Below are 26742 nucleotides of genomic sequence, written 5' to 3' on the forward strand. Positions count from 1 at the left end.
CTCAGCTGGTAGAGCACTACCTTGCCAAGGTAGATGTCGCGAGTTCGAATCTCGTCTCCCGCTCCACGTTCATGCCCCCTTCGGAAGAAGGGGGCTTTTTTTTGGTGGTTCCTGGGGCGCCAGAGCTTCGCTTTGTCTGTCGCCGTAGCCTCCCTCAAGTGTGGCTTCTATTTCATGACGCTTGGGGCTCAAGGCACCTCAGGTCCATACCCTCAGCACATGCAAGAAGAACGCAGTGGGGAGGGCGTGGGTGGCTTTGAGGGGTAGTCCTGGCGTCAAGGTGTAACCCACAGCCGCTGCCAGACTGTTCCGTCGCGCCCATGAGTTCAGATTGCTCACGGATTGAAGCGCAAGCAAAAGAGGACCCCTTTTACAGGGGTCCTCTCCTTTATGGTGCCGAGAACGGGACTTGAACCCGCACGCCTTGCGGCGACCGATTTTAAGTCGGTTGCGTCTACCATTCCGCCATCCCGGCGCGTTCGCCCTTTCCAGGGCCTGCCCAGTATAGAGAAATCCCCGCCGGGTGGGGCGGGGATCTATGGTGGAGGTGGGCGGAGTCGAACCGCCGTCCAAGAGTCCGTTCAGCGTGCGTCTACGTGTGTATCCCACTCTTTGGTTGTCGGGTCTGCGCTCACCAGTAGGCGGGTTGTCACAGACCGTATCTCTGCTTAGTTTCGCCGTCGGCTACAGAGCGTTGCCTGGGCTAGCCTTCTTTTGGTTCAGTTCGCGCGGCGCCAAAGGCCGGGCTTCGCGGTCACTGTCTCACTTAAGCAGCGAGAGGAAGTTCAGTTTTGCCAGTTAATGGCTTTGCCGTAGTTTTACGAGGCCAACGGCACCTCGACACGCAACATCGCCTGCAGTTCCCCTGTCGAAACCGGGTCACCCCCAGCGGGCTGAATTTCTTCAGCTCGGACAGTGTAGCAGTTGCACCTGACGAGAAGTTGACCTGCCACACGTTGCCTGTACCCTATCGTTACGTTCAGAAGCGCCGGAACTGCCCATTGAAATTGCGCCACTGTTTCTGACCAAAGGCGTACACCGGATGGGTCCAGCGGCCAGCCACCACACCTTCGCGCAGTACCGCGAGCAGCTGCTCGGGCGTTTGCACCGTTCGGAACGGCGCTTCCACCCAGGCCTCGCCAATATCGCGCAGGGTGTGGGCGTCGCTGCCCGCACAGACGGGCAGGCCCCGTTCCTGCGCCCAGGCCTCGGCCACGCGGTTCCAGTGGTGCCGCGAAAGGCGGGAGTTGAAGACCTCCACGATATCCACCTGCTCTGCGATGCGGGCGGTGGCTTCGGGGCGCAGGCGATGGCGCTTGAGGGGATCGAAGCCGTGTTGCAGGAGCACCAGCCCGCCCTGGGCCTTGATGGCCTGCACCGTCTCTTCGGGCGACAGCTGCGGTGGAATGCGCTCCTGAAGGAACAGGCCAATCAGCTCGCCTTCACGGGTGGTGATTTCCTCGCCAGCAATGACACTCAGGCGGTCCTCTAGGCCCAGGTCGCGCACAATGGCTTGCAGTTCGGGGCCGCCCCGGTATTGGTCGTGATCGGTCACCGCCAGGACGCGCGTGTTGGTGCGCAGCATCCAGCCGGGGATGTCGCGCAGCGGCGTTTTGCAGTCCGGGCTGACCTCGGTGTGGGTGTGCAAGTCCACACGCATTACCTGCACGCCCCGGCGCCAGACAATGTTGTTCTGCATGGCCGAGGCGGGCCGGGGGGCCCAGCCCAGCGCGGCCCCAAGACGGTCTTGCAGGCTGTGGACCACCGCCACCGGCCAGGGGCGGTGTAAGGGCGCCTGCCGGGGCGATTCGGGATGGGGCGGCGGCAGGGGTGGGCCGGGCGGCATCAGCCTTCTCCCTGTTCGGGGACCAGCACCTGAAGGGCGCCGGGCCACGCCTCAACCCGCACCACGCCAGTCACGCTGGGCATGGGGGGGCGGACCTCGGCGTCAATGTGAAAGGCCTGTCCGCTATAGGGAATGTCCACAACGGCCGCGCGGCTGCTCTCGACACTGGACAGGGCGTCGAACTCGTCGCGGGCCAGGGCGGCGAGGTAGGCCAGCAGCCCTTCACGGCCCCCCGCGTCAATGCGCACCACATCCAGCTGGCCGTCGCTGGGATCGGCGTGGGTGGCCAGCCGCAGTCGGGGGCCGGTGGCGCGGGTGTTCATGACCTCCAGCAGCGCGAACGCGGTGGGGGGCGCGGTCTGCCCATCCACTGTGAGGCTCAGGGGCGGCGGATCAAAGCTGGTCAGGGCCGTGGTCAGGGCCTGCACGGCGCGCAGAGGGCTCTTACCGGACTCGGGGTCGTACTCGGCCAGCACATCGGCAAAGGCGCCGCAGCCGCAGGCTTCCAGAAACACGTCCTGGCCCCAGGGCGCCGTGACCCGGCCCAGGTCGAAGGGCTGGACCTGCGCGGTCCCGTACGACGCCAGGATGTCCAGCGGCGAGCCCTGAATGCCCAGTGTCCGCGCCACATTGTTGGCGGTGCCCATCGGCACGATGCCCAGCACCACGTCAGGGCGGCCCGCCAGTTGCAGGGCCACCGCGCGCACGGTGCCGTCACCGCCGGCCACGAAGACGGGGCCCTGCGCGGTGGCCAGCGCCTCTTGCAGCTCGTCTTCAGAGGTGGTGGCGCGGCACACGGGCTTGAACCCCAGGCCATGCAGCACACCCACCAGATCCTCGGGGGTGCAGTGGCCGCTGCCGCCCGCATTCGCGTTGTAAATCAGGGTGGCGTGCCCCCGGTCTGTCTGGGTGGGCGATGGGCCGGTGGCTGCTGTCATAGCGCCACTGTAGTCAGCCAGCTCGGCAGTTGCCTTGAGCAAATCGTGGGAGAAGGGGCGGGGCCCGCTGTACACATGGTCATATGAGGCGAAGTGTCATTGGCCTGTGCCTTAAGATGGGCGTCGCACTGGAGGGGCCTATGCAGCAGACCTTTGCCACGCCCAAGGATGACAAGAGTAATCCCTATTCAACGGTGAACGCCGCACCGAAAGGGCAGTTTTGCAAGCCCTATTCGCCACAGGAACTAAGCAACGGCACGATGCGCCTGGACATGCTCAAGGCCCAGGCCGGGCTAACCATCGTAGGCTTAAAGTTTGGCCGCGAGGTAGAGGCCCTCTGGCGCCAGTACCTGGCAGGTGGTTCGAAGAAACGTATTGACATTTCTAAAAGCAACTACCCGGGTATCTATAAATCTTTTGCCGAAGCCTATGTCAACAACCTTTTTGCAGAGGCCCTCATCAACAACATTCTGGTAAACTTAAGAACTGGAAGCATTCCAAGGAAATCGGGGATCTTCGATCTCAAAGGAGTTATCAGCGCCGAGGAGCTCCAAATTTTTTTAGAGATTCTAAGATTTCCCTTCAACACGGGTGCGGCTGGCAATTTAGCAGGAAACTTCACGTCTGGAAGCGATTTTGGAAAGGATACACGAGCTGTCACTGGGAAGGTCGCAATCAAGTTCCTAACAGATCAGAGTGTACGAGTCAGTCTCGATCTTCAAGTTCAGGTTCAAGATGCCGTGGACTTATGTCCGGGTCAACCGGGTGACAGGCAGGAACAATACCTCACCATTCCCTTGAGTCGACTCGAAAAATCAGGGTTTGCGGGTGATGTCGCCTTTGGCGTCACCTATCCGGTCAAAATGACCAAGTTGGCCAAGTTATGATGAGATACCTTTGGTTCCTTGTGATTCTGTTGGGGTGCTCAGAGGTAAAACAGGTTGATGCCTCTGAAATCAATGGGCTTTTGGGTGGGCACCTAACAAGTCTGGAATGCCGTGGAACTCCTTCGGGTCGGTACACGGCCTGTACATTCGACAATGACGCAGCTTTTCAGCAGTTGCTAAAGAGCCGCACCCACTGGCGCACCATAAACGGTCAAGCGCTGGGCTACCGGAAAACTTTGGGAAGGGTGGATTTTCCGGCCGAGCTCCCGTTGTCCTCCGGTCTGTCGTATGGTTGCCGGGCCAAAGATATTGATAGAGAGACGCAGGTTGACGTTACTGTCTACCCACGTCTGCTGATCTTCCAGCCTGGCACAACGCCTCCCGTGACAGCGCAATTTGAGGGACTCCTGGGTCCAGCAAGAGGTTGTCTGGTTTATCTGCATGCCGACGATTGAAAGTCGCGTGCGCCTGCTCAGGATAGAAAAAGGGCAATGAGACGGTTGGACCTTTAGCAGTCCCTACGCCAGGGCCTCCACCCCGCGCTGCCTATACCCTCATCCAAGGACCCGAAACCTGAGGGGCCTGACGGTCTTTACGTTGGCCGCCGGCGCGCCCGGCAGCGAGGGAGATGACAGTGCCACTGGTGCCGCCACCAAGCAGAACGGCGACGATTGACCCTCCGCCCCGGCCATAGCGCTGGGGGTGTTCATGCTGGGAATTGCACTCCCCCAAGGTCTCTGGTTCAGTTGAGGCTGTCGGGCTGGCGGGGAATTTCACCTCTGGAAGTGACTTTGGCAAGGACACACGGAGCGTCACTGGCAAAGCACACATCAAATTTCTAACGAACAAAAGCGTCCAGATTAAACTGGTCCTGAGCATCACCGTGAATGACGCAATAGATCTTTGCCCCGGTCAACCTGGCGATAAGGATGAGCAGCTCCTGACGGTGCCCTTGAGCCGACTGGAGAAGTCGGGGATGGCCGGCGACATTGGGTTTTCAGTGTCATACCCCTATACCTACACAGAGTTGAAAAAGCTGTGAAGCGGTGGAGCACTGTGATACTGCTCTCGGCCTGTGCCTCCACAGCACCCCTAAAGGCCCAATGGATAGAAGAGGAGTTCGGGGGGACGCTTCAGAATGTGGTGTGCCGGGGTGCAGCTGAGGACAGTTACATTGTGTGCACGTTCGACAACACGGCGAGGTTCAGGGCTTTTCTTGCCGCCAATGCCCGCACAAAGACTGTGAGTCTATTGAGTTTGGGCTATCGCAAGCCGCTTGCTCAGCTGACGGAAACGGATAGAGGCGATTCTGCACACCTGAAGTACGGCTGTGAAGCCAACGATCTCCGCCAAGATGGGCAGGGTTGGGTCACCGTATACCCGAAGATCGCCTTGCTCAAGCGGCATTCTCAGCCGGAAGTCGCCCCACATTTTGAACTTCTGCTCGGCCAGGAGCGCGGCTGCCTTCTGGCGTTGCCCAGAGAGGGCTAATCTCGGATGAAGCTCAGTCTTCGGCAATTGTTGACCAATGGCCTCGAGAGACCTCTGCCCCGTGTACCCTGGCTCCATGACGCGCAATGTGTGGCTGAGGTGGCTGCTGAGCGGCCTGACGGTCCTGACGCTGGCGGCCTGTGCGCCCGGTGGCGAGGGCGATGACGACGACAACGGCACGGTCACCGAGCAAAGCGACGACTGACCCTGGCCCCGGCAACGCGCCGGGGTTTTTTCGGCACCCCCGCCCTAATTCAGCGTGTCCGGGTGTCGCGGCGCCGCGCGCTGCTGGCGCAGGGCCACCCAATCCTCGTAGGCGAGCGCAGGCAGCAGTGTGAAGCTGCCCAGGACCAGCGACGCCGCAGCACCCGGCAGCCGCGCCGCCGTCCGGCCTGTCAGCGCCAGATACAGAGCGCCCAGGGTGGACAGCGCCCCGATGTCCATGAACATCAACCGGGCGAAGGAACTGCGGCGCAGGGTCTGGCGCGTGCCCAGGTCACCCGAGCGGCGGCCCAGCACGGCGGTCAGCAGCACCATCAGCCACAGCCCCAGGTACAGGCGCAGCCGGGCAGGGGAGGGCGAGCGGTACTCATCCAGAGGCATGGCCCAGCGTACCCCGGCGCGGTACGCTGAAGCACAGCCCATGATCATGTTCGCGCCGCTTTATTCAGGAGGCCCGGTCTGAGCCTTCAGCGCCTCCCCGCCACCCTGATCTACAACCCACGGGCGGGCAGCAGCCACCGGGCGCCACCGGCCGCGCTGTGCCGCGCCCTGCACGACGCTGGATTTGCGGTCACGCTGCATGTCACCAGACATACGGAGGAGCTGGGCACCCTGCTGGGCCAGACCAGCGGCACCATTTTTCTGGCCGGAGGCGACGGCACCCTGCGCACCGGGGCGCTGCACCTGCTGGGCCGCCAGGACGTCACCCTGGGCGTGTTGCCTATGGGTACGGCCAACAACGTGGCGCGTGCCCTGAATCTTTTCGGTGACCCCCTGGCGGTGGCCCGGCGTTTTGGGCAGGCCCGGCCCATGCCATTCGATGTGGGCCGCATCCGGGGCCCCTGGGGCGAGGACCACTTTCTGGAAGCCTGCGGCTGTGGGCTGTTCGCCGACATTCTGGACGATTACGGGCCCCATCTGGCCAAGAGCCCGGTGCGCGCGCTGGGCTCGACCCTGGAAGCCTTTGCCATGCACCAGCCGCTGGGCCTGCATGTGACCGTGGACGGCCGCCCGCTGCCCAGCCCACCTGTGGCGGTGCTGGAGGTGATGAACACGCCCAGCACCGGCAATGGCTTGCACCTGGCCCCGGGGGCCCGGGTGGACGACGGCCTGCTGAATCTGGTGCGCGTGGACGGCCTGCGGCGCGCACCCATGCTCACCTATGCCCAGGCCATGCGCCGGGGCACCTTTCACCAGCTGCCCAGCGTGCATTCGGCGGTCGGGCGCCGCTTCGTGATTGCGGATCAGGGACAAGTGTGGCACCTCGATACCGAACTCCGCCGGAGCACAGCGCCCGGCGGAGTGGTGGAGGTCGAAGTTGTGGCCGGGGCGCTGCAGGTGCTCAGTTCCGCACAGGGGTAGGCCAGGACCTTACCCGCACTTGCTGTAGCCGCAGGCTTGGCACTTCAGGCAGCCTTCCTCGCGGATTACGGCCTTTTCCTCGCACACCGGGCAGCGCTCGCGGGCCATGCTGTCCACGCTGACGCCCGTGGGGACGCTGCTCACGGCCACCGCGTCGGTGCTGCCGCCGGCCAGGGGCGGCAGCTGCGCGGCTTCCAGGTCCTTCTGGAAGGTTTCCAGGGCCACGGCGATCAGGTCCGCCTTGCTGCCCACCAGGCGCCCGTTGTAGCTGCCGTACAGGCCACCGTTGATGCCGCGCAGGGTCTTGATGATCGCCTGGGCCGGCACCCCATGCTGCAGGGCAATGGACACCACGCGGCCCAGCGCCTCGCTGTCGGCGTTGGCCTCGTCGCCCGCGCGGCCGGAAATCACCATGACTTCCACTGGCTTGCCGTTCAGCTGGTTCACCGTCACCAGGAACGAGCGGCGGTGCCCGCTGGTGGGGTCGGTCAGTTTGACCATGTCGGTGATGCCGCTAAGGCGCGTGGGGCGCTCGTACTGGGGCTTGCTGGGCGTCACGGGTTTCACCCCCTGGGCAGGTGCGGCGGGCTGGGGCGTGGGGGCGGCGGCAGCGGGCGCGGGTGGCTCGCCCTGCTCGCCCATCACTTCGGCGGCGGCCTGGGCGGGCTGCTCGGCCGTGTCCTTCTTCTTCTTGCTGGTGGACAGCACCTGGAACTGCCGCGAGCCGTCGCGGTACACCGTGATGCCCTTGCAGCCGGTCCGGTAGGCCTCGCTGTAGGCGTCCTGCACGTCCTGCACCGTGGCCTCGTTGGGCAGGTTGATGGTCTTGGACAGGCTGTTGGCGGCGTAGCCTTCGGCGTCAAAGGCGCGCTGCACGGCGCCCTGCATCCGCACATGGTCTACGGGCTTGATGTCGTGGGCGCACACAAACACCTGCTGCAAGGCTTCGGGGATGAAGGGCAGGCCCACCACCGAGCCGTGGTTCTCGCTGACGGCTTCGGTGACCTTGTCCCAGTCCCACTTGCCGTCTTTGCTCATGCCCTGGGGGGCCGGGTAGGTTTCGAGCAGTTCCACGAACAGCGGGGCCAGCAGGGCGCGGTACTCGCTGCCGATCTTGCGCCAGATGAACGGGCTGAAGATGGGCTCAATGCCGCTGCTCACGCCCATCAGCATGGAGGTGGTGCCGGTGGGGGCCACGGTCAGCACCGCCACGTTGCGCCGGGGGGCGTGGGGAATCTGGCCCTCGTGGCGGGTGTAGACGGGGTAGATGCCGCGTTCCTGGCCCAGGCGCTCGCTCTCGGCCACCGCTTCCTCGCGCAGCACGCTCATGATTTCAAAAATGGTGTCGCGGCCGGCTTCGCTGTCGTAGCGCAGGCCCAGCTTGATCAGGGCGTCGGCCAGCCCCATGACGCCCAGGCCCAGGCGGCGCAGGTCCTGGCTGGCCACGCGGTTGTCTTCCAGCGCGAACACGTTCACGTCCAGCACGTCGTCCAGGAAGCGCACGCAGGTGCGTACGTCGTCACGGAAGCTGGGGTAATCGAACGCGCTGCCCTTCACGTAGGCGGCGAGGTTAATGGCGCCCAAGTCGCAGGGCTCGCCCACGGTGAGCGGAATTTCACCGCAAGGGTTCGTGCTGCGAATCTGGTAGCGCTCGCCCAGGTTTTTCAGCGCGCTGTACTCGTTGATCCGGTCCACGAAAATCAGGCCAGGTTCACCGGTGCTCCAGGCGTGCTGGGCAATCTGGTCCCACAGCCAGCGCGCGGGTACCCCCGTCTGGCCTTTTTTCAGGGTGTAGACCGGCACGCCCTGGGCGTCGTCTTCGGCGCGCACGGGCAGCTCGGGCCACTCGCCCTTGAAAGCCCCGGTCTGCGGCGCGAGGTAATACTTGCCCGGCACCTCCTGCGCCTGCACGGGCCACACGCCGCCCTGTTGCAGCGTGTCCCAGAAGGCCGTGCTCACCAGGATGGAGATGTTGAAGGTCGAGATGTCGCCTTCTGCGGCCTCGCGGTCCAGATCCTTGGCGGTCAGGAAGTCCAGCACATCGGGGTGGCCGATGGAGATGGTGGCCATGCCCGCGCCGCGCCGGGTGCCGCCCTGGCGCACCACGCGCAGCACCGGGGCGTACACAAAGCGCAGGGTGTTGATGGGCCCACTGCCTTCGCCGCCCCGGTTGGCCCACTCCAGAAAGTTGTCAAAGATTTCCAGCAGGAAGCTGACCGGCCCGCTGCTGGTGCCGCCCGAACCCTTGATGGGCGCGCCCTCGGGCCGCATGGCGCTCAGGTCAATGCGGGGTTCCAAGCCCAGCTTGGCGTCGTCGGCCACCTTGCGCGCGGCGTCAATGATGCCGCCCATGTCGTCGGGCACGGTCTGCACGCCTTCGGGCAGGGCGGAAACCACCGCCACCCCGTTGGCGCGCGCCAGGGCCACCACCTCGGGCCGAATGACCTGCCCATACACCACGCGGGTCCAGTTGCGCACGGCCACGGGCTGCTTGTCGCCGTCGGGCTGGGTGGGAGGGCGCATCAGGCCTTCAATAAAGTCCACGACGTCCGCGTGGGCGGCGCTCATGTAGGCCCAGCCGCGCACGCCGGCGTCGGGGCGGCTGCCCACGGCGCGGGGGGTGTACACGTCCAGGTTCACGCCGTTGCCGCCGCCCACCTTGGTCACCAGGGCCAGCTTCTTGGCCACTTCCATCACGCCTTCAAAGCTGCTGGGCGCATGCTCGGTGGCGCCCTGCACGAAGCAGTTCAGCACGTTGCCGTGGGCCGTGCCGGCGCCGGCCAGCACACGGCCGCCAGGGCAGAACTTCTTCTCGGCCATCAGGTCAAAGTACTTCTGGGCCCAGTGCGCCCGCGCGTCCGGCGCCTCGGCACCCGCCACCCAGCTGGCAATGCGGTGAAACATCCCGCCCAGGTCGCCGTCGCCGGGCTGCAGATACTGCCGCTTGGCAATGTGATGGGCGTTCTCGTCAAAGTTGGTCAGGGCAGGGGCAACGGGGGTGGTCACAAGGGGCTCCTTACAGGCAATTTTGAGACAAGCCCATGGACATGCCGCCGAAAAATCGGCGGAATGCGGGGGCAACGACTTGTTTTCGCTGCGTGAACTGTAACACGCAGAACAGGAGCGAAGGTACTACATCTTGTGCCCTGTATGTTGAGTGCCCCAAGATACAGCACCTAAAACTGAGCCTTTCCCGTGTTCCAGACAGTCAAAAGCCTTCGGTCCGCCTCCAAGCGGCGAAGACCTTATGCAACTTAGTGCCGCTCGGCTTTGGCCTCTCGTTCCATCAGCTGAGCCAGCCCCTCCTGTGGCGTCCATTCGCCCTGCGTCACTTTGGCCACGGCCCGCACAATGGGCAGGTCGTGGCCGTGGGCGGTGGCCCAGGCGTCCAGCAGACCGGCGGTGCGCAGGCCCTCCACCACTTTGCCGCCCTGCCCCGGATGCTCGCCGCGCGCCATTGCCTCACCCGCCGCGCGGTTGCGGCTGTGGCGACTGGTGGCCGTGGCGACCAGGTCACCCAGGCCGCTCAGGCCATACACCGTGTCCTCGTGGGCGCCTTCGGCCTTCAGGTAGCGGCCCATCTCGCGCAGCCCCCGGGTGATGATCGCGGCTTTGGCGTTGTCGCCCAGGTTCAGGCCGTCGGCCAGCCCGGCCGCCACGGCCATCACGTTTTTCAGCACGCCGCCCAGCTCCACGCCCGTTTCATCCTCGCTGGTGTAGACGCGCAGGGCCGGGGTCATCAGGGCCGCCTGCACCGTGCGGGCAAAGCCGGTGTCGCGGCTGGCCACCACCGTGGCCGCTGGCAGCCCGCGCCCCACCTCCTCGGCGTGGTTGGGGCCGCTGAGCACCGCCACCCGCGTGAAGCCCAGTTCGCGGGCCAGATGGGTCAGCTGGCTGCCGTCCGGGGCCAGGCCCTTGGCGCACAGCACCACGCCCAGCGACCGGGGCAGCACCGCCAGCAGGTCCGGCACCCCCACACTGGGCACCACGACCAGCGCAAAGGCGGCGTCGCCGAGCGCCTCGCCCAGATGAGCCGTGACCTCCAGATGCGCCGGCAGGGTGACGCCCGGGAGATACTCCGCGTTCACCCGCTCCTGGCGCAGCCGCCCGGCAAAATCAGCGCGGCGGGCCCACAGGGTGACAGGGCCGTTGCGGGCCGCATTCACCGCCAGGGCCGTGCCCCAGCCGCCCGCCCCCAGCACTGGCAGCGCGCTCATGGCCGGGCCTCCGTCGCCCAGGCAAAGACCCAGACGCGGGGCGTCTCGGGCGTGGGCGGCGCGTAATCGGGATACTCCACGATGTCCCAGCGCTCGAAGCCGGCCTCAGCCAGCAGGGGTTCCAGGTCCGCCGGATCGTAGCCGCGTTCCTGGTGCACCTCGATGAATTCCTCGCCCTCCACACGGCACAGCGCCTGCACCACGCCCAGGCCTGCCTCGTCATCAAAGTGATGCGACCAGTGGTAGTGCACCTCGCCGCTCCCGGGCAGCGGGGCCAGCCCCTCGATGGTGCCGCCGTCCCACAGGTCCTGCACGCCCAGGCGCGTGTTCACGTCGAAGGCCAGGAGCCCACCGGGCCGCAGGTGGGCGCGGGCCCGGCCCAGGGCAGCCTCGAGGTCGGCGGGGGTCAGCAGATTGTTCAGGCTGTCGAACACGCACGTCACCAGATCGAAGGTCTGGCCCAGGTCAAAGGTGCGCAGATCGCCCGGAACGAATGTCAGGTCCGGCAGGCGGCGGCGGGCCTCGGCCAGCATGTCGCGGCTGGCGTCCAGGCCCGTGACCTGCCAGCCCGCCTTCTGAAGCTCACGGGTAAAGCCGCCAGTGCCGCACGCGAGGTCCAGGGCCCGCCCTGTGGTGTTCAGGCCGCCGTCGCGCGCATAGGTCAGCACAAAATCGGCCCAGTGGTCGTATTCCACGTCCGCCATGATCGCGTCGTAGACGGCGGCGAGCGCAGTAAAGGGCGGCTGCTGCATGAATGGAAGTATAAGCCCCGCTTCTGCCAGGGTTTCTGCGCCCCCAGTGGGGCCACAGCTGGTCTTCTGTCGCAGATGAGGCGCCCGGAGTGAACCGGGCGTGAGCCAAGCGGCAAGGGAATGGAGGTGGTGGCGTGGACGGTGCTCGCCTACGGTAAACAGGTCAACTCAACCTTTCCCCGGAGGACACCCATGAAGCACATGCTGATCGCTGCCGCCCTCGGTACCCTCACCCTCAGCGCCTGCACCCTGGCCGGCAACCCCATCAAGAAGGACGTGACCGGCCAGCTGCGCGGCTTCAACGCCAACCAGAACCTGGGGCTGGCCATCGTGGGCTTCAATAATGGCCAGTACACGGCCGACGGCACCCAGAGCCAGGTGATCGACAAGTTCCTGACTGGGGGCTTCGCCGTGGACCTGCCCACCAACCTGCCCTACGGCACTTACCGGGTGATTGTGTTCCGCGACGCGAACAACAACAACCGCTATGACACGGGCGACACGGTGCTCAGCGCCGACAACGGCAAGCGCCTGGTGTATGCCCAGCGAGACAACCAGTTCGCTGCTGGTACCAAAGCGGGCTGGAACCTGGTCAACCCCAACGGTGACGTGCAGACCACGCTGCTGAACAACTACGACCTGAACGCGTTGTAACGGGCAAGGCAAGGAAAGGGGGAGGCTAAGCAAGCCTCCCCCTTTTCAGTTCTGGATCAATGCTTCGAGGTGCTGCTGTCGGCGCTGCAATTCCACCTCTGGTATGACGGCTTCACCAGCGGCAACATTCAGGTCTCCCAGAGGCACCCAGCTCACGCACCCCAGCATCTCTGGGGTTTCGGGGACGTTGAGGGACGGCGTCAGGGGCCGAATGCGCAGGAGCAGGGCGTGAACCCAGGGGCGATTGCGGTAGTGAAAACGCCGCTCAATGGCCGCCGCTGTCAGGGCCTGGAGAGGCTCTAGCCGCAGCGCCACGTCCAGCGACTCGATCTTGTGGACCGCCACCACTTCGGCCAATGCAGGTAACTGGATGGCGCCGGGTTGGGGATCATCGCGCAGAAGCGGCTGATACTGCGCCTGCAGCTCGGCAGCATTCTGATGCAGGAAGGTGGGATAGAGGAGAAACGAACGGTGCTCTACCTCAAAGCCATCATGCGTCTCCATGATGCCGCCCTTGCGGACCAACAGCGAGAGGTGGCCTTGGGTGAGGAGTTGGGCCTGAGTGTCCCATTCTTTGAGGGCAGAAAAACTCATGGTAAAACTCTAGCTCCATTTCACCTCGATTTTGAAATTGAAGTGAGTGCTATACCCAGGAGCAGCCATGCTATAGGAGCAAATCTTATAATTTCTGGCCATGTGAATAGGTAGACAGAATAAGCCATAAGAGCAGCGGATAATCCAGTCACCTGAAACATCGTCTGTTTGATGCCTGAGAAAAGAAGTATAGTGAATATAATGCCTGCTGGTATGCCAAAGGTCAAAGCATAATCAAGAAATTCGTTGTGCACCTTATTAATGGCAAGATGAATGATCTCCTTCTTGCCGTCTGGACGTTCAATTAAAAAACTAGGTGCCTGTTCTGCTGACTGGGATAGACGCTTGATCACTTTAATATCTGTCATGCCGGTGCCTGTAGGATCTCCAGCGAGCAGGATGTCGCTTGGTTGTGTCGCCATAAAACGCCATAGGCCAGGAGGCCCCCATCCCATGAGAGGCTTCTGTGCAATCCCGTCAATTGCTGATTTCCAAAGGAATCCTCGTCCACTGCTGTTCGTCAAAGCCTGAGTCTGATCGTGGCCTAAAAAAGAAAGATTTCGCCCTTCGGTAGGGCCAAATATGGCAGTTAAGCTGAACAGGAGTGCCCCGAAAATTAAGGGTTTAAAGACAATCTTTTGACGGGATAGAGGATCCCACACAAGAAGCCACATCAGACTAAGCCCACCTGCCAGCCAAGCACCTCTAGTCCATGATCCCAGCCAAGCCCAGGTGATCAAGCCAATGGCCGTCCCGAGCCATCGCTGCTGCTGCGATGAGCACCTTGGTAGAGCCCAGACAATTAGGGGGAGCAGAAGGGCCAGCGCGCCTCCCATATATCCGCGATTACCGAGTGTGCCGCCATACAGAGTAGCTGTCACGCCTTGAAACGCACCTTCGCCTGGCACCCCTAGCAAACCCCATTGCTGTAGGATATTGGTTAATGCAAGAAGCGAAGTGCCTATTGCGAAAGCCTGAGCGCAGCAAAGGCTAACTGCTAATGCTCCTCGGTCTTGTGCCCAGGTGAGGCCCGCCAAAGCCACAATGATGTAAACGATGTGCATGAATACGCCATCGCCCCGGTCAGACGCGCCATACCAAGTGAACAAGCTGTGGTGCACAGCGAGCCCGCCGAGTATGAGCCATCCGGCTAGCGCTAGAAGCCACCAGAAGGCAGGTATGAGGCGCTGGGTGACATGCACGCGCATCACTAGCACGGCAGCTGGGAGGATCACCCCATACAACCACCATAACTTTGGGTAGAGGTAGACATCGTCAAACGAGAGAGTAACTACTGGATTAATCAACAGAGGCAGGATGACAAGAGCAAAAAGAAGAAGACGGATATGGGAAGAGCGAAACGTATAGTGGGTTTTCATAGGAAAATTATGGCATTGACTTTGGCGGTTGAAAAACATATCGTCCCATACATTTCGTAAAATAGATCATTTGGGGTAATGGTAAAAAATTCTATGTCATAATGATCATAGGGCTTGAAAAGATTTATCTTGGCATTGGTTGTTTACGTTTCATGAGTGTTTAAATTTCTGTATAATAATATCATATTAATATCCCCTTGTCTGATTATCGGGAGATAATCCAATAGAGGAGTTAAAAATGATATAAAATATAAAAACAAACATTAATAACTCATATCGAGATTCTCGTGAGAATTAAGACAGCTGATAGAAAGTGTGTAATATATAATGTAACTGTTGTATGAAGCTGTCAGAAATCACAAACATTTTTATAAGAAGGTTAATAATTTAAAACATCGGTATATAAATTAAAATAAGCCACAACCTCATCGGTGTGGCCTAGTTCGTTGAATAGAGTTAGCTTGCGCCAGCCGTTAGAGTGCTGGGGGTAATGGTGTAGGTGTTTTTACCGCGACGGTCTTTCACAGTGATGGTGTAAGTCGCATTTCCACCGTTGGCAGGAGCAGTAGCAGTATCAATAATCATGTTGGCGTCCTTGCAGTTCGCTGCCAGGCCATCAACGTTTGCTTCCGTTACAGCATTGTTGCTGCCATCATTACCAAAAGTGTAGCTGGTTGCATCGGCGGCTTTGCTAATGGGGAAGTAGGTCTGCTTATCAATCTGGTACGTAGCCTGTGCGGTCTGAATGCTCTTCGCGCAACTGGACGCACCGGTGTCATATCCACGCTTCTGAGCACCCAGCAGGTTGGGGATCAGCACGGCGGCCAGGATGCCGATGATGGCGATGACGATCAGCAGCTCGATCAGGGTGAAGCCTTGGGTCGTGTTCTTCATGGTAACTCCTGGGTGCGGCGGGCCGGTTAAGGGATAAATGGGCCAGACCTCGCCTGCGTATGGCTAGCCGGTGTTCGGGTGTCTCCCGTCCTGGCTTGATCCCAACTCTACGGGGGCCGTTCTCACAGGAGTCTTACCGGATTGCAAGCCAATAAACGTTTCGATCTTGAAGCGTGAATCAGGAAAATAGCGTGCTCAGGCAAGAATTTCTCCTGCATACGGTTCATCAGGCTTTGTAAGACTTGGGGGCTTTGCCTGCGGGTGGTATGCTGGCGGGCAGTTCAGCCGAGTGGCGCCGCTGCCCGGTGAATGGGCGTGCTCTTCAGGCCGCCCCTGATTTCATCAAGCACATGGACATGCGCGCAGGTCGCAGAGGTGCGCCCTCTGTCAGGCTGCGTGTGTGGGCCAGAGGAGAGGCTTTTGGAACTCACGCCGCGCGTTCCGCCGCACAGCAACGACGCTGAAATTAGCGTGCTGGGCAGCATTTTGCTGGACAACGACACCCTGGGGCAGCTGGGCGACACAGTCACGCCTGAGATGTTTTACCGCGAGGCCCACCGCAAGATCTTCACCGCCATGCGCACACTGCAGGAGCGCGGTGAGCCGGTGGATCTCGTGACCCTCAGCGAGGATCTGCGCGTCAAGGGGCAGCTAGACGAGGTGGGGGGGCTGACCTACCTGATTGGCCTGTCGGACCAGGTGCCCACAGCGGCTTATGCCGAGCACTACGCCCGCATCGTGCAGGAGAAACACACGCTGCGGGCCCTGATCAGCGCCTCGGGTAAAGCGATGCAGCTGGCTTACGAAGCACAGCTGCCCTTGGAAGACCTGCTGGACCGCGCCGAGAAGATGATCTTTGAGGTGGCTGAGCAGAAGAAAAAGGGCGAAGCCTTTCAGGCTATGAACGAGGTGGTGACCGAGACCTTCGAGTACATCACCCTGCTGCACCAGAACAAGGGCATTCCCGACGGGGTGAGCAGCGGCTTTCGTGACCTGGACGAGCAGATTTCGGGCCTGCAAAAGGGCAGTTTGAACGTGCTGGCCGCTCGCCCCTCGATGGGGAAGACGGCCTTCGCCCTCTCCATTGCGCAGAACGTGGCGCTGCGTGGGGAAAAAGCGGTGGCCGTGTTCAGCCTGGAAATGCCCGCCGTGCAGCTGGCTCTGCGCATGCTGTGCAGCGAGGCGCGGGTGGACATGAACCGCATCCGTTCTGGGCAGCTGAACGAGCGCGACTTCGAGCGGCTGGCCCACGCCGCTGGCCGGCTGGCCGACGCGCCCATGATCATTGATGACGAGCCGGACCTCACCCTGAACAACCTGCGCAGCAAGTTGCGGCGCATTGCCGCGCAGCATGGGCAACTGGGACTGGTGGTTATTGACTACCTACAGCTGATGTCCGGCAGCAAAAGTTCGGGCGGCAGCGACAACCGCCAGCAGGAGATCAGCACCATCTCGCGCGGCCTCAAAGGGCTGGCTCGTGAAATGGAGGTGCCCGTGATCGTGCTCTCGCAGCTGTCGCGCGCCGTGGAGCAGCGGCCCAACCACCGCCCCATGCTCTCGGACCTGCGGGAATCGGGGGCCATTGAGCAGGACGCCGACATCGTGATGTTCATCTACCGCGACGAGTACTACAACAAGGAAACCGACCAGCAGGGCATTGCCGAGATCATCATTGGCAAGCAGCGTAACGGCCCCGTGGGCACGGTGCGGCTGCAGTTTCACAGCGCCCATGTGCGCTTTAACGACTTGGCCCCGGAGGGCGTGTGATGCCCGAGGATCAGAACAAGGCCGCTGGTGCCGCCGGGCAGCGCCGCCGCCGCCGTCGCCGGGGGGCCCCGCAGCAGGCCCGGCCCGGTCAGGTGACGACCACCACCGCCACGCCCGTGCCCGCTGCGCCCAGCAAGCGCGGCCAGAAGCGCCCCCTGGCCGAGCCCCGCATTGGCGTGGGCTGCATTGTCCTGCGCGGTGACGAAATTCTGCTGGTGCGCGAGCGGGGCCGCTGGTCGCTGCCCAAGGGTGGCCTGGAAGCCGGCGAACTGGTGCAGGACGGCGCCCGGCGTGAGACCTTCGAGGAAACCGGCTTGGTGGTGGAACTGCGCGACCTTGCCTTCATCGTGGAGTTCCAGGCGGTGACCTGGGGGCACCACCTGCAGTTCTTCTACACAGGGCGCGAGGTGGGCGGCAAACTGGAACCCCGCGACCCGGACCGCGACGTGCAGGAGGCGCGCTTCGTGCCCATCCGGCAGCTGCGCGAGTTCATTCGCTTCCGGCCGCGTCTGGTGGCCCTGGAAACGTGGCTGCGCGAGCGCCGGCCCCGGCACTTTGTCTTTAATCTGGACAAGGAACCGGCCATGCTGCGCAAGCGCCGCCGGGTGGGCGAGCCCTCGCCGGGCGCGGCGGCCCAGGAACCGGAACTGACGGGCGAGCCGGACTTGTAAAGAGGACGCAGAGGCGTGGGGGCAGGACACCCCCACCTTTCTGTTGCTGGCTAAATCTGCTAATATCAGAATATGAAGCGTCTGTTACGCAAAGAGGCCGATCCACTGCCTGCCAGCGGACGCGGCTACCAGCATGTGTGCCCGCGTTGCGCGCAGGCCATGACCCTGCACGATCTGCGCGACGGGGATCAGGCGTACTGGTGCCATCCGTGCGGGCAGGGGCACCGCGCCAGCGATCCGCCACCTGCCGCGCTGCGGCCCTTGCCCCAGGCCGGGTAAGAAGAGAGCAGTTCTTCGGGCAAGCCGCGTGGGTGCCTGGAAGCGCCCGGTCGCCGCCAGCAGCCCTCCACCCAGTGGCCGTGCCGGGTGACGCGGCTCCGCTATGCTGAAGGCCATGACTTTGTTTTCCACCCCCACGGTGTCCAGGGCTGCCGCGCCGGACGCGCTGCTGGCGGGGCAAGTGATTGCGGTGACCGGGGCGGACCAGGGCTACGGCCGCGTGGTGAGTGCGGCGCTGGCCCGCGCCGGGGCCAGTGTGGTGCTGATCGGCAACAACAGCGAAACGCTGGCGGTGGCGGCCAGCCAGCTGGAGCACGCGGGCGGGCATGCCATTCCCATCAAGGCCGATGTGGGCGTGCCGCTGGACTGGCTGAGCGCCCAGACCCGCATTCTGGACATCTACGGTGCGCTGCACGGCATCGTGCATTTGGCCGATAAGCGGGCCCACACCGAGTTCACCATGCTCAGCGAAAGCGAGTGGATGGACCTGTTTAACTGCAATGTCAAAAGCAGTGTGGCCATCGCCCAGATTCTGCGCCGCCGCCTGCCGGAAACCTGGCTGACGATCATCGGGCCGCACCTGGATGAGCGCGGTTTGCAGGTCCATCCGCAGCGCGGCGCCATTCGGGGGCTGGTGGAACAGGCCCACGCCGAGGACCTGCGGCTCAACCTGCTGCTGCCGGCGCGGGCCAGCAGCGGCGAGGAGCCGCTGGACCGCCCGCTGGCTGCCGCTGTCCTGGCCCTGGCCAGCCCGGCCCTGGGCCACCTGCGCGGCAACGTGCTGGAGGTTCCGCTGCCCGAGGTGCCCCGGGTGCGGCCCGAGGGGCGGTAGCGCCGTGCGCTGTCCTTACTGCTCGGCCCCCGACAGCAAGGTGGTCAATTCTCGTCCCAGTGACGACGGTGCCAGTATTCGCCGCCGCCGCGAATGCCTGAACTGTGCGCGGCGCTTTACCACCTACGAGCGCGCGCAGCTTGAGCCCCTGATGGTGGTGAAACGCAGCGGGCCCCGCGAAGCCTTTAACCCCGACAAGCTGCTGCGCGGGCTGGTGCTGGCCAGCGAAAAACGCCCGGTGGACAGCGACGCCCTGCGCGCCTTCGCTTACGGCTTCGAAGACGACGTGCAGGCTGCCGAGATTCGCAGCGAGGAAATTGGCCGCCGCGCCATGACCTTTCTGCGCCCACTGGACGACGTGGCGTATATCCGCTTTGCCAGTGTGTACCGCGACTTTGATTCGCTGGAGCGCTTTATTGAGGAGATCCGGGGCCTGAAAGACGAGGGGTAGGCAGTGAGGAGTTGGGGCTTGTCCTGTTCCGGCCTGACACCTGCCCTGCGTCGTCAGTCCGCTGCAGCCCTCAGCGACCCAGCCGGGCGACCTACGTGCGGCTGGGCCCACCGGCCGAGGCGGGGCGGGGGAAGGCCGGGGTTTCGTTGGCCGGGGTGTGGCCGCGCACATCCTGGAAATACTCGCGGAGCTTGGCAAAATCCGCTTCCAGATTGCCAGTGGGGGTCACGTAACCCACGATCCCCACGCGGCGGCGGCCCCAATCCAGCACGGTCACGGCAATGGGCACCTTGGCTTCCAGGGCCATGTAGTAAAAGCCCGTCTTCCAGTAGTCGCCGCGACTTCGGGTGCCTTCTGGGGCGATGGCGAGCATGATTTCCTCTTCGCGCTCAATGATGCCCACCACGGCGTCCACAAAGTTGCCGCCCGAACGGCGCCGGTCCAGGGCGAGGCCCCCCACCGCGCGCATGAACACCCCCACGGGGAAGAAAAACAGTTCCCGCTTGGCCACAAAGCGCGCCGGGGAGCGGGTGGCCCACGTCCAGAAGATGCCGGGCCAGAAATCGGCGTTGTGGGTGTGCGGCGCCACGGCCCCCACACACTTCAGGCTGGGTGGGGGGGCCAGCACGGCCTCCCAGCCAGCAAGGCGCAGCGCCCACACCGCGAGACGCGAGCCGAAAGTGGGTTGCCGTCCGGGCCACAGAGGAGACATGGCCCTGAAGTATAGGCAGGCACTCTGACACGGTTCTTCAGGGTGGGACGCGGTTCATCTGGCCACCAGACCTCAGGGCGAGGGGGCGAAACCGGCCGAGGGGCGCAGCAGGAGACAAGGAAGAAAAACGCCCCTCCGAATATGGAGGGGCGCGGCCTGGGGCTGCTCTGAGCTGTAGATGCTGGACGGGTCTGGAGTCGGGCGCTGTGCCTCTACCGGCCGCGCTGGGTCAGGCGCCAGAGGGTCACCGCGTTGCTGATCAGGAGCAGGAAGCACAGCCCGGCCATCGGCCACTGGGCAGTCTGCACGAAACGAAAGGTCAGCAGGGCCCAGCCAATGACCAGGGCCGTAACCAGCCACACCCGCCAGGCGGGCGCGTTCATCGGGTTAACCTCATGGTCACAGGGTAGCGCGCGGGCTGCAGGCCAGGCGTCCCGGGGCTTATACGGGACGCCTCTGATTCCACAGCCTATTGGGAAGAGCGCAGGGGTGCTTTTCCATCGCCGGAGTCCCGTATTTCCTTGTGTTCGCTCTGCGATACCGCTCTACGAGTCCGCTCAGGCTCGCCTTCGGCTTACCTGAGTTCCGTATTACAGAATGCGCTGGCCCAGCAGGCTGGCGGCCATGCCCACCATCACCTCGGCCGTCTGGTTGTGGGCATCCAGAATGGGGTTGACCTCCACGATGTCCATGCTGGTCACGCGCCCGGATTCCGAGAGCAGTTCCATCAGGAGGTGCCCCTCGCGGTAGGTCAGGCCGCCGGGCACGGGCGTGCCCACCCCCGGGCACACGGCGGGGTCCAGGGCGTCGGCGTCAAAGGACACATGCAGGCCCTGCACGCCGCTCAGGCGCTCCAGGGTTTCCTCGTGAATGCGGGTGATGCCCAGCTGGTCCACGTCTTTCATGGTGTAGGCCTTGATGCCGGCCTCGCGCAGCAGTTCGCGCTCGTGGGGGTCCACGCTGCGAATGCCGATCATCACGATGTCTTCCGGGCGCATGTGCCAGCCGCCGCCCAGGCCGGTCAGGCGGGTGTCGCCCAGGCCGGTCAGGTGGGCCACGGGCATGCCGTGAATGTTGCCGCTGGGGCTGCTGTCGGGGGTGTTGTAGTCGGTGTGGGCGTCCACCCAGATCAGGCCCAGGCGACCGCCACCCGGGGCCAGCCGCAGGGCGTTGCCGGTCACGGTGCCCATGCTCACGCTGTGGTCCCCGCCGATGGTCAGCGGAAAGACGTCTGGCCCCAGGGCCGCCACGCGCTCGGCAGCGGCGGCGCAGGCCTCCTGAATGGGGGTCAGGAACACCAGCCCGCCCTCAATGAGCTTGTCCACCGATTCGGGCAGGGCCACCCCCACGTCGCCCAGGTCCGTCACCGCGTGCCCCAGCGCCCGCAGCGCCCCGGCCAGATGCGCGTTGCGCAGCGCCGATGGCCCCATGTCCACACCGCGCCGCCCCGCGCCCAGATCCATCGGAATGCCCAGCAATGCCACGTTCATGCTGCCCAGCCTAAGCGCTGCTCTGCGCTATGCCTTGCGGGTGCAACTTTATTGTCCCCCCAGTGGCCCCAGCACGCTGGGCGCGCCCTACACGCTGAATATTCATGCCAGCGAGCGGGCCCAGAGGTGCAGCGGACCGTCGTCGGGGTCGATGCTTTGGCCCGTCACGGCAAAGCCCAGTTTCTGCAGTACGCGGGCACTGGCGGGGTTGGTCAGGGCGGTCTGGGCCGTGACGGTCTGCACGCCCTGCTCGGCCAGCCACGCCAGCAGCAGCCCGGCGGCCTCGGTGGCGTAGCCCTGCCCCCACACCGCCGGGCTCAGGCCGTAGCCAATCTCGACCTCCGGGCCCAGTGGCCCCTTGATGCCCAGCTGGCCGATGGCCTGCGCCTGGGCGCGGTGGACGGCCACAAACGAGCCCGGCCAGGTGGGCTGGTCCTGGGGCCAGTGCGCCAGCTTGTGGGGAAAGAGGGGGAGCAGGTCCCCCGGCCACTCGGCCGGCACCTGCACGGGGCGCTCGCCACTGGGCAGCGGCAAACGGAGATCAAAGGGCGCGCCCTGCAGCCGCCGCTCCACAAGTGCGCGGCTCAGGGGCAGCAGGTCCAGGCGGGGACCAGACAGCAGGGCCATGCCCCCACCCTAGCGTGGCCGGCAGCGGTGGGGGTGGCCCCACGCGCTAGACTGGGCGCTCAGTTTTTTGCTGTTTCCCGGGCACCCGTGCCCCAGCCTGCCATGACCCAAGCCCCCCCGCCCCCCACCCCCGCGCCCCGGCTGGGCAAGCGGCTGATGCTGCTGGCCGATCAGGTGCATCCCTTCGTGTACCGCGACGCCTTTCCGCAGGGCGTGCCGGCGGTGGACGCGGTGCTGGCGGCGGGCGACCTGCCCGGCTACTACCTGGAGTTTCTGGCGACCAAGCTCACCGTGCCCGTGATTTACGTGCATGGCAACCACGCCAACGAGTACGTGAACGAGGGCGAGGGCCGCGTGGCCCCGCGCGGCGTGATCAGTGCCCACGGCCGGGTGGTGGACGAGGCGGGCCTGCGGGTGGCGGGCTGGGGCGGGGTGCCGCGCTACCGGCAGGACGGCGAAGGCCAGTACAGCGCCGCGCAGGCCCGCTGGGGGCTGGGGCGTCTGGCATGGCAGGCACGCCGGGGGGTGGACGTGCTGCTCACCCACGCGCCGCCCACCGGGCCCCACGCCGGAGCCGACCACGCCCACCGGGGCTGCGAGGCCATCACGACCTTTATGGCGCGGCGGCGCCCGGCGGTGGTGGTCCACGGCCACATCCACGAGTATGAAGGCCGCAAGCTGGAGTACACCGATCCCGTCAGCGGCGCCCGCGTGCTGAACGCCTACGGCTACCGGGTGGTTGAGGTTTAAAGGCAGAGGCTGGAGGGGCGTGGGCGAGGCAGTGGGCATCGCTGGAGTGGGCTTTGAAAGGGGGAGGACACCAAGCGAACTGATATTGGCTGCCCTTGAACGGCAAGGCGGAAGGCCAGTCATCGGTTCGCTTGCCCTGGCTCTGTGTGAACTTCGTCTACTCTGCGCCTCTCTCAGCAGCCCTCAGCTCGCAGCAGCGCGCTCGCCGGGCCGTCCTTCCCTGGCCCGCCTGACCTGCGCCATTTCGCTTAAGGTCTGCTGTAGAAGCGGCACATGCAGCGCCGCCCAGGTGCGCCCATACTTGCGTCGGTCTGGTGAGGCTGCCTCCTCCTGCGGGGGCAGAGACCAAGAGGGAGACGCCCACCTCTTCACCAACGGGCGCGCGAGCGGGCCACGGCCACAGCGGGGGTTCAAGTCCCTCCACCCGCCACACTTCAGCTTCCTTCCACCCGGCGCCCGAGCCCTGCCCTCGGCGCCGGGTGTCTGTTGGGGGGCTAGCATGCCCCCGTGTTCGACGAGCCCTGTCCCCCCACCAACGCCGCGCGCCTGCGGGCCTTTCATGTGGCCCTGGGCGAACCGGCGCTCACCCGGCCCACCGTGCCCTCGCCCGCCCTGCTGGCGCTGCGCCGCACCCTGATCGCCGAGGAAGCCGCCGAGGTGCAGGCCGAGTGGGCGGCACTAGAGATGCGGCTGCAGGCTGGGGAGACGCTGGTCCCCAGTGACCTGAGCGCCCTGGCCCATGAACTGGCCGACCTGCTGTACGTGACCTACGGTGCCCTTGACCGCCTAGGCATTGATGCCGACGCAGTGTTCGCCGAGGTGCACCGCGCCAACATGGCCAAGTTGACCGGGCCCCGCCGCGCCGACGGCAAACTGCTCAAGCCACCCGGCTGGCAGCCAGCCAATGTGCGCCGGGTGTTGGAGGAGCAAGCAAAGGCAGCGGGGGAGAGGCGCTGAGCTCTGGGCGAGTTCAGCAACACAGGCCACCGCCCACCGCCTGGGCTGCTTTTGCCTCGGCGGTGGGCGGTGACGTCTCAGGCTGAACGCTGGCTCATAGCGGTGGCCCGTTCTTCTCTGGGGGCCAGCAGCAGCCTCTTCATGCCGTCAGTACCGCTGTTATTACGTTCACTCACTTCGTTCTGGTGCCTGGTTTCAGAACGGGGTTTCTTCTTCAGCGCGGGCAGGGGCGGGGCGGGCGGCCTGGGGGGCCGGGCGCGGCGCGGCGGGGCGGGCGCTCTGGGGAGCCGCCTGACCGGGCGCGCGGCCGCCGGGCGTGGCGTAGCGTTCCTGTCGCTTGCCGCCCCGGAAGATCGCCAGCGTCACGTATTCAAACTCGCCGTCGGACTTCTCGCGCACGTGCTCGGGGTCAGTGCTCTTGGCGCCGCGCGAATACTTCACGGCGGCAGGCAGCTTCATCTTGCGGCTGTCCACGGCCTCCAGCTCGCGGCGGCGGTAAGCGTGCCCCTTGTGGATGATCAGCTCCTCGCCTTCGGGGCTGGTCCACTTGCGCGCGCCGAGGAGGCTCCAGTCGAAATCGGGCTCGTTGTCCAGCGGGAACTGGTAGCCCCCGGTGGGCACGTCGCCGCTGGTCCAGCCCAGGCGGCCATACTGGCGCTGAACGTCCAGCAGTTTGTCGGCATTCTCAACGTCAACGGTGACCCGGGCGCCCAGGTCGGTGGTGAATTCAATGTGCAGCATGCTGCCTCCTTATGTAAATAACATAACACAGAATGGGTGTTCTGGCTAGCGGACATCATCCTTCGGTGCGCCGGGTCAGCACGTAAAAGGCGCGCTCACCGTCGCGGGCGAGGTCGGTGACTTCGTAACCCTGGGCCAGGGCAGTGCCCAGGGCGTCGCGCAGGGCCAGCCGCCATGCCAGCCGCGCGGCAGCGGAGAGGTGCTCGGGGTGGGTGGGCACTTCTGCCAGGCGCACTGGGGCGCCGGGGGCCAGCCGGACCGGGCCCGGCGTCTCGCCTTGGGCTTCCAGCACCCGTTCCCCATTTGGTAAGGGGGCGGGTCGGGCCTTGATAGGTTGGGTCAGGTCCCACTCCACCAGCAGCCGGTCAGCGGGAAAGGCGTGCGTGCGGTCGGCTTCCAGCGCGTACCAGTCGGGCAAATAGGTGCGGGCCCGCGCCCCCAGCTTGCCCAGATTCAGGCGGGCGTTGCGGGCCACCAGGGGATCGAAGGTCCAGGTCATGCGCCGCAGCCCCTGGGCCAGCACCCGCTCGCGCTGAGCATGCTTGAGGGCCAGCGCCAGCCCACTGCCCCGGCAGGCCGGGTCCAGGGCCAGCAGGTGCGAGTGGTGCCACACCTCGCCCTGACGCAAGGCAGGAAAACCGAAGGCGAGGCCCACGGGGCGTTCGGGCTCGGCCTCAGGGTAGGCCCCCAGGACCACACCGCCACTCACGGCGCTGATGCGAAACAGGGTGCCTGGGGTCACTTCGCGGTCGGTGTAGCCCCAGGCGGCCACCTGCACCTCTTCCAGGGCGCGAAAGGCCCAGGGATCGTTGACCTCCTGCACCACATACCCCGGTGGCACGGGCACCATCAGGCGCGCCGCTCCTCGTGCAGCTCGGCCACGCGGGCGAGGAACTCGCGGTTGAGGGTTACGCCGGTTCCGGGGCCGGCCGGGACCGGCATCAGGCCGTCCTCGGCTTCCAGGGGCTCGTGAATCACGTCGGTGGCCCAGTACCGGCTGGCGCTGCTGGTGTCGCCGGGCAGGGTGAAGTTTGGCAATGTGGAGAGGTGAATGTTGTGCGCGCGGCCCACGCCGCTTTCTAGCATTCCGCCGCACCACACGGGCGCTCCGAACGCCTGCGCCACATCGTGCACGCGCCGGGCCTCGGCGTGGCCGCCCACCCGGGCCACCTTGATATTGATCACCCCGCCCGCCCCCAGCGCCAGTCCCTTGCGGGCGTCCTGGGCGCTGGTCACGCTCTCGTCCAGGCACAGGGGCGTGGCTAGACGGCGCTGCAACTCGGCGTGGTCCACCAGATCGTCCCAGGCCAGCGGCTGCTCGATATACGTCAGGGCAAAGTCGTCCAGGGCCCGCAGGCGCGCGGTGTCGGCCAGGGTGTAGGCGCTGTTGGCATCCACCGTCAGGCGGATGTGGGGAAAGGCCTCGCGGGTGGCCTTCACCGGCTGCACGTCCCAGCCGGGCTTGATCTTCAGCTTGATACGGCGGTAGCCCTGGTCCACATGGCGGCGCACCATCTCCACGGTGGCCGCCTCGTCCGGCTGAATGCCCAGGCTCACGCCCACTTCCACCTGTGTTTTGCGCCCGCCCAGCAGGGTGCCCAGCGGCACGTTCAGCGTGCGGGCCCACAGGTCCCAGGCGGCCATCTCCACCATGGCCCGCGCCATGCGGTTGCCGCGAAAGGAACCCAGGGCGTCATTGACCGCTTCGGGGTTGGCGAAGGTGCGGCCCAGCACACGCGGCAAAAAGACCTCGCGCAGCAGGTGCAGAGCGCCCGCCACCGTTTCTTCGCGGTACATGGGCGCAAATTCCATGGTGCCCTCGGCCACGCCTTCCAGACCTTCACCGCGCAGGGCCAGCAGGGGCACCAGTTTTTCGGTCTGCACCCCAAAGCTGGTTTCGAACCGGAACTTCAGGGGCAAGCGCACCACCCACAGTTCTGCTGCCTCAATTCTGAACATGCCCCAGTATGCCCGGCAGCTGAGCTAAAAAGCTCGTGCAGGACGGGAACGGCCGGGCCTCAAGAAAGGAGCAGGGCACAGGGGTTGACAGATCTCGCAGGCCCCTGTATCTTTTCTGAGCCTCAAGCGAGGCGGGGAGCATGACAAGACGAAGAAGAGCGTACAGGGCGACCTGACAGGGTCGTGTGACCGGATCTCCCCCCGGAGGTCTCCAGAGTCACGAAGAGCACTCCGCATGCGGAGTGCGAACAAAGCTCCTTTGGAGCGAAA

The 26742-nt window shown here is 64.6% G+C and carries 28 protein-coding genes, 1 tRNA gene and 1 other RNA gene; 12 read left to right on the forward strand and 18 right to left on the reverse strand.

The window, feature by feature from the left end; genetic code table 11:
• Positions 1-391: 391 nt before the first annotated feature.
• The 4 genes from KMW22_RS18235 to KMW22_RS18250 all read right to left on the reverse strand — a co-directional run bounded on the left by KMW22_RS18235 (position 392) and on the right by KMW22_RS18250 (position 2784).
• A tRNA-Leu gene (locus KMW22_RS18235) sits at positions 392-475 on the reverse strand.
• Between the two features lie 64 nt (positions 476-539).
• Positions 540-887, reverse strand: a transfer-messenger RNA (tmRNA) gene (ssrA, locus tag KMW22_RS18240).
• 92 nt (positions 888-979) lie between these two features.
• A complete protein-coding gene (locus KMW22_RS18245; protein ID WP_221091482.1) occupies positions 980-1699 on the reverse strand; it encodes a PHP-associated domain-containing protein in 720 nt (239 codons plus the stop codon).
• Positions 1700-1845: 146 nt separating this feature from the next.
• Complete coding sequence (locus tag KMW22_RS18250) at positions 1846-2784, reverse strand: diacylglycerol/lipid kinase family protein (RefSeq protein WP_221091458.1); 939 nt, start codon at positions 2782-2784, stop codon at positions 1846-1848.
• 140 nt (positions 2785-2924) lie between these two features.
• On the opposite strand from KMW22_RS18250, the gene KMW22_RS18255 reads away from it, so the two are divergent.
• The 3 genes from KMW22_RS18255 (at position 2925) to KMW22_RS19610 (ending at position 5367) form a co-directional block, all read left to right on the forward strand.
• Complete coding sequence (locus KMW22_RS18255) at positions 2925-3671, forward strand: hypothetical protein (protein WP_221091459.1); 747 nt, start codon at positions 2925-2927, stop codon at positions 3669-3671.
• Positions 3672-4847: 1176 nt separating this feature from the next.
• On the forward strand, positions 4848-5162 hold the full coding sequence (locus tag KMW22_RS18260; RefSeq protein WP_221091460.1) for a hypothetical protein: 315 nt from the start codon (positions 4848-4850) through the stop codon (positions 5160-5162).
• A 76-nt stretch (positions 5163-5238) separates the two neighbouring features.
• Complete coding sequence (locus KMW22_RS19610; protein WP_268906352.1) at positions 5239-5367, forward strand: hypothetical protein; 129 nt, start codon at positions 5239-5241, stop codon at positions 5365-5367.
• 44 nt (positions 5368-5411) lie between these two features.
• Here the strand turns inward: KMW22_RS19610 and KMW22_RS18265 are convergent, their stop codons facing one another.
• Positions 5412-5765 (reverse strand): hypothetical protein, encoded by a 354-nt coding sequence (locus KMW22_RS18265; RefSeq protein WP_235693128.1) that lies wholly within the window; start codon positions 5763-5765, stop codon positions 5412-5414.
• 108 nt (positions 5766-5873) lie between these two features.
• Here KMW22_RS18265 and KMW22_RS18270 point away from each other — a divergent pair, with 108 nt between their 5' ends.
• Entirely contained in the window at positions 5874-6746 is an 873-nt protein-coding gene (locus KMW22_RS18270) for a diacylglycerol/lipid kinase family protein (protein ID WP_328774759.1), read from the forward strand.
• Between the two features lie 9 nt (positions 6747-6755).
• On the opposite strand, the gene KMW22_RS18275 is transcribed toward KMW22_RS18270, so the two are convergent.
• The 3 genes from KMW22_RS18275 to KMW22_RS18285 all read right to left on the reverse strand — a co-directional run bounded on the left by KMW22_RS18275 (position 6756) and on the right by KMW22_RS18285 (position 11715).
• The gene (locus KMW22_RS18275) at positions 6756-9752 is read right to left on the reverse strand and encodes an adenosylcobalamin-dependent ribonucleoside-diphosphate reductase (RefSeq protein WP_221091462.1); all 2997 of its coding nucleotides are present in this window, start codon (positions 9750-9752) and stop codon (positions 6756-6758) included.
• Between the two features lie 248 nt (positions 9753-10000).
• Positions 10001-10963 carry an NAD(P)H-dependent glycerol-3-phosphate dehydrogenase gene (locus KMW22_RS18280; protein WP_221091463.1) on the reverse strand — a complete coding sequence of 321 codons (963 nt, stop codon included), beginning with the start codon at positions 10961-10963 and terminating at the stop codon, positions 10001-10003.
• A complete protein-coding gene (locus KMW22_RS18285) occupies positions 10960-11715 on the reverse strand; it encodes a class I SAM-dependent DNA methyltransferase (RefSeq protein ID WP_221091464.1) in 756 nt (251 codons plus the stop codon). Before KMW22_RS18285 ends, KMW22_RS18280 begins: the two co-directional genes overlap by 4 nt.
• A 192-nt stretch (positions 11716-11907) precedes the next feature.
• Here KMW22_RS18285 and KMW22_RS18290 point away from each other — a divergent pair, with 192 nt between their 5' ends.
• Positions 11908-12369 (forward strand): DUF2141 domain-containing protein, encoded by a 462-nt coding sequence (locus KMW22_RS18290; RefSeq protein ID WP_221091465.1) that lies wholly within the window; start codon positions 11908-11910, stop codon positions 12367-12369.
• 45 nt (positions 12370-12414) lie between these two features.
• Here KMW22_RS18290 and KMW22_RS18295 read toward each other — a convergent pair whose 3' ends face one another.
• The 3 genes from KMW22_RS18295 to KMW22_RS18305 form a co-directional block, all read right to left on the reverse strand.
• A complete protein-coding gene (locus tag KMW22_RS18295) occupies positions 12415-12963 on the reverse strand; it encodes a DUF1802 family protein (protein WP_221091466.1) in 549 nt (182 codons plus the stop codon).
• Positions 12964-12983: 20 nt separating this feature from the next.
• A complete protein-coding gene (locus KMW22_RS18300) occupies positions 12984-14342 on the reverse strand; it encodes an O-antigen ligase family protein (protein WP_221091467.1) in 1359 nt (452 codons plus the stop codon).
• A gap of 456 nt (positions 14343-14798) precedes the next feature.
• Positions 14799-15236, reverse strand: a complete 438-nt coding sequence (locus tag KMW22_RS18305) for a type II secretion system protein (RefSeq protein ID WP_221091468.1) — start codon at positions 15234-15236, stop codon at positions 14799-14801.
• A gap of 420 nt (positions 15237-15656) precedes the next feature.
• On the opposite strand from KMW22_RS18305, the gene dnaB reads away from it, so the two are divergent.
• The 5 genes from dnaB (at position 15657) to nrdR (ending at position 19236) form a co-directional block, all read left to right on the forward strand.
• Positions 15657-17003, forward strand: coding sequence for a replicative DNA helicase (gene dnaB / locus KMW22_RS18310; protein WP_221091469.1), 1347 nt, complete (start codon positions 15657-15659; stop codon positions 17001-17003).
• Positions 17003-17674: an NUDIX hydrolase gene (locus KMW22_RS18315; protein ID WP_221091470.1), complete on the forward strand. Its 672-nt coding sequence runs from the start codon at positions 17003-17005 to the stop codon at positions 17672-17674. The genes dnaB and KMW22_RS18315 overlap by 1 nt, the downstream gene beginning before the upstream one ends.
• Positions 17675-17746: 72 nt before the next feature.
• The gene (locus tag KMW22_RS18320; RefSeq protein ID WP_221091471.1) at positions 17747-17953 is read left to right on the forward strand and encodes a hypothetical protein; all 207 of its coding nucleotides are present in this window, start codon (positions 17747-17749) and stop codon (positions 17951-17953) included.
• Between the two features lie 115 nt (positions 17954-18068).
• A complete protein-coding gene (locus KMW22_RS18325) occupies positions 18069-18785 on the forward strand; it encodes an SDR family NAD(P)-dependent oxidoreductase (RefSeq protein WP_221091472.1) in 717 nt (238 codons plus the stop codon).
• Between the two features lie 4 nt (positions 18786-18789).
• Positions 18790-19236: a transcriptional regulator NrdR gene (nrdR, locus tag KMW22_RS18330; protein WP_221091473.1), complete on the forward strand. Its 447-nt coding sequence runs from the start codon at positions 18790-18792 to the stop codon at positions 19234-19236.
• Positions 19237-19327: 91 nt separating this feature from the next.
• On the opposite strand, the gene KMW22_RS18335 is transcribed toward nrdR, so the two are convergent.
• The 4 genes from KMW22_RS18335 to KMW22_RS18350 form a co-directional block, all read right to left on the reverse strand.
• A complete protein-coding gene (locus KMW22_RS18335; RefSeq protein ID WP_221091474.1) occupies positions 19328-19948 on the reverse strand; it encodes a 1-acyl-sn-glycerol-3-phosphate acyltransferase in 621 nt (206 codons plus the stop codon).
• A gap of 212 nt (positions 19949-20160) precedes the next feature.
• On the reverse strand, positions 20161-20331 hold the full coding sequence (locus tag KMW22_RS18340) for a hypothetical protein (RefSeq protein WP_221091475.1): 171 nt from the start codon (positions 20329-20331) through the stop codon (positions 20161-20163).
• Positions 20332-20538: 207 nt separating this feature from the next.
• Entirely contained in the window at positions 20539-21438 is a 900-nt protein-coding gene (gene rocF, locus KMW22_RS18345; RefSeq protein ID WP_221091476.1) for an arginase, read from the reverse strand.
• 102 nt (positions 21439-21540) lie between these two features.
• On the reverse strand, positions 21541-22065 hold the full coding sequence (locus KMW22_RS18350) for a GNAT family N-acetyltransferase (protein WP_221091477.1): 525 nt from the start codon (positions 22063-22065) through the stop codon (positions 21541-21543).
• A 102-nt stretch (positions 22066-22167) separates the two neighbouring features.
• Between KMW22_RS18350 and KMW22_RS18355 the strand changes: the two genes are divergently transcribed.
• On the forward strand, positions 22168-22815 hold the full coding sequence (locus KMW22_RS18355; RefSeq protein ID WP_224612698.1) for a metallophosphoesterase family protein: 648 nt from the start codon (positions 22168-22170) through the stop codon (positions 22813-22815).
• Positions 22816-23322: 507 nt separating this feature from the next.
• Complete coding sequence (locus tag KMW22_RS18360; RefSeq protein WP_221091478.1) at positions 23323-23772, forward strand: pyrophosphohydrolase domain-containing protein; 450 nt, start codon at positions 23323-23325, stop codon at positions 23770-23772.
• Between the two features lie 195 nt (positions 23773-23967).
• On the opposite strand, the gene KMW22_RS18365 is transcribed toward KMW22_RS18360, so the two are convergent.
• Genes KMW22_RS18365 through menC form a run of 3 tightly spaced genes read right to left on the reverse strand, consistent with a single transcriptional unit; the run spans position 23968 to position 26472 of the window.
• Positions 23968-24513 carry a single-stranded DNA-binding protein gene (locus KMW22_RS18365; RefSeq protein ID WP_221091479.1) on the reverse strand — a complete coding sequence of 182 codons (546 nt, stop codon included), beginning with the start codon at positions 24511-24513 and terminating at the stop codon, positions 23968-23970.
• Between the two features lie 55 nt (positions 24514-24568).
• Positions 24569-25363 (reverse strand): acyl-CoA acyltransferase, encoded by a 795-nt coding sequence (locus KMW22_RS18370; RefSeq protein WP_221091480.1) that lies wholly within the window; start codon positions 25361-25363, stop codon positions 24569-24571.
• A complete protein-coding gene (gene menC, locus KMW22_RS18375) occupies positions 25363-26472 on the reverse strand; it encodes an o-succinylbenzoate synthase (protein ID WP_221091481.1) in 1110 nt (369 codons plus the stop codon). The genes KMW22_RS18370 and menC overlap by 1 nt, the downstream gene beginning before the upstream one ends.
• Positions 26473-26742: the final 270 nt, after the last annotated feature.

This window comes from Deinococcus aquaedulcis (genome assembly GCF_019693445.1).
In the GTDB taxonomy this organism is placed as follows: domain Bacteria; phylum Deinococcota; class Deinococci; order Deinococcales; family Deinococcaceae; genus Deinococcus; species Deinococcus aquaedulcis.

Coding starts and splice junctions, on each gene's coding strand:
- KMW22_RS18245 (WP_221091482.1), bottom strand. CDS start 1,699: ATGCAGAACAACATTGTCTGGCGCCGGGGCGTGCAGGTAATGCGTGTG.
- KMW22_RS18250 (WP_221091458.1), bottom strand. CDS start 2,784: ATGACAGCAGCCACCGGCCCATCGCCCACCCAGACAGACCGGGGGCAC.
- KMW22_RS18255 (WP_221091459.1), top strand. CDS start 2,925: ATGCAGCAGACCTTTGCCACGCCCAAGGATGACAAGAGTAATCCCTAT.
- KMW22_RS19610 (WP_268906352.1), top strand. CDS start 5,239: ATGACGCGCAATGTGTGGCTGAGGTGGCTGCTGAGCGGCCTGACGGTC.
- KMW22_RS18265 (WP_235693128.1), bottom strand. CDS start 5,765: ATGCCTCTGGATGAGTACCGCTCGCCCTCCCCTGCCCGGCTGCGCCTG.
- KMW22_RS18280 (WP_221091463.1), bottom strand. CDS start 10,963: ATGAGCGCGCTGCCAGTGCTGGGGGCGGGCGGCTGGGGCACGGCCCTG.
- KMW22_RS18285 (WP_221091464.1), bottom strand. CDS start 11,715: ATGCAGCAGCCGCCCTTTACTGCGCTCGCCGCCGTCTACGACGCGATC.
- KMW22_RS18290 (WP_221091465.1), top strand. CDS start 11,908: ATGAAGCACATGCTGATCGCTGCCGCCCTCGGTACCCTCACCCTCAGC.
- KMW22_RS18295 (WP_221091466.1), bottom strand. CDS start 12,963: ATGAGTTTTTCTGCCCTCAAAGAATGGGACACTCAGGCCCAACTCCTC.
- KMW22_RS18300 (WP_221091467.1), bottom strand. CDS start 14,342: ATGAAAACCCACTATACGTTTCGCTCTTCCCATATCCGTCTTCTTCTT.
- KMW22_RS18305 (WP_221091468.1), bottom strand. CDS start 15,236: ATGAAGAACACGACCCAAGGCTTCACCCTGATCGAGCTGCTGATCGTC.
- KMW22_RS18315 (WP_221091470.1), top strand. CDS start 17,003: ATGCCCGAGGATCAGAACAAGGCCGCTGGTGCCGCCGGGCAGCGCCGC.
- KMW22_RS18320 (WP_221091471.1), top strand. CDS start 17,747: ATGAAGCGTCTGTTACGCAAAGAGGCCGATCCACTGCCTGCCAGCGGA.
- KMW22_RS18325 (WP_221091472.1), top strand. CDS start 18,069: ATGACTTTGTTTTCCACCCCCACGGTGTCCAGGGCTGCCGCGCCGGAC.
- KMW22_RS18335 (WP_221091474.1), bottom strand. CDS start 19,948: ATGTCTCCTCTGTGGCCCGGACGGCAACCCACTTTCGGCTCGCGTCTC.
- KMW22_RS18340 (WP_221091475.1), bottom strand. CDS start 20,331: ATGAACGCGCCCGCCTGGCGGGTGTGGCTGGTTACGGCCCTGGTCATT.
- rocF (WP_221091476.1), bottom strand. CDS start 21,438: ATGAACGTGGCATTGCTGGGCATTCCGATGGATCTGGGCGCGGGGCGG.
- KMW22_RS18350 (WP_221091477.1), bottom strand. CDS start 22,065: ATGGCCCTGCTGTCTGGTCCCCGCCTGGACCTGCTGCCCCTGAGCCGC.
- KMW22_RS18355 (WP_224612698.1), top strand. CDS start 22,168: ATGACCCAAGCCCCCCCGCCCCCCACCCCCGCGCCCCGGCTGGGCAAG.
- KMW22_RS18365 (WP_221091479.1), bottom strand. CDS start 24,513: ATGCTGCACATTGAATTCACCACCGACCTGGGCGCCCGGGTCACCGTT.
- KMW22_RS18370 (WP_221091480.1), bottom strand. CDS start 25,363: ATGGTGCCCGTGCCACCGGGGTATGTGGTGCAGGAGGTCAACGATCCC.
- menC (WP_221091481.1), bottom strand. CDS start 26,472: ATGTTCAGAATTGAGGCAGCAGAACTGTGGGTGGTGCGCTTGCCCCTG.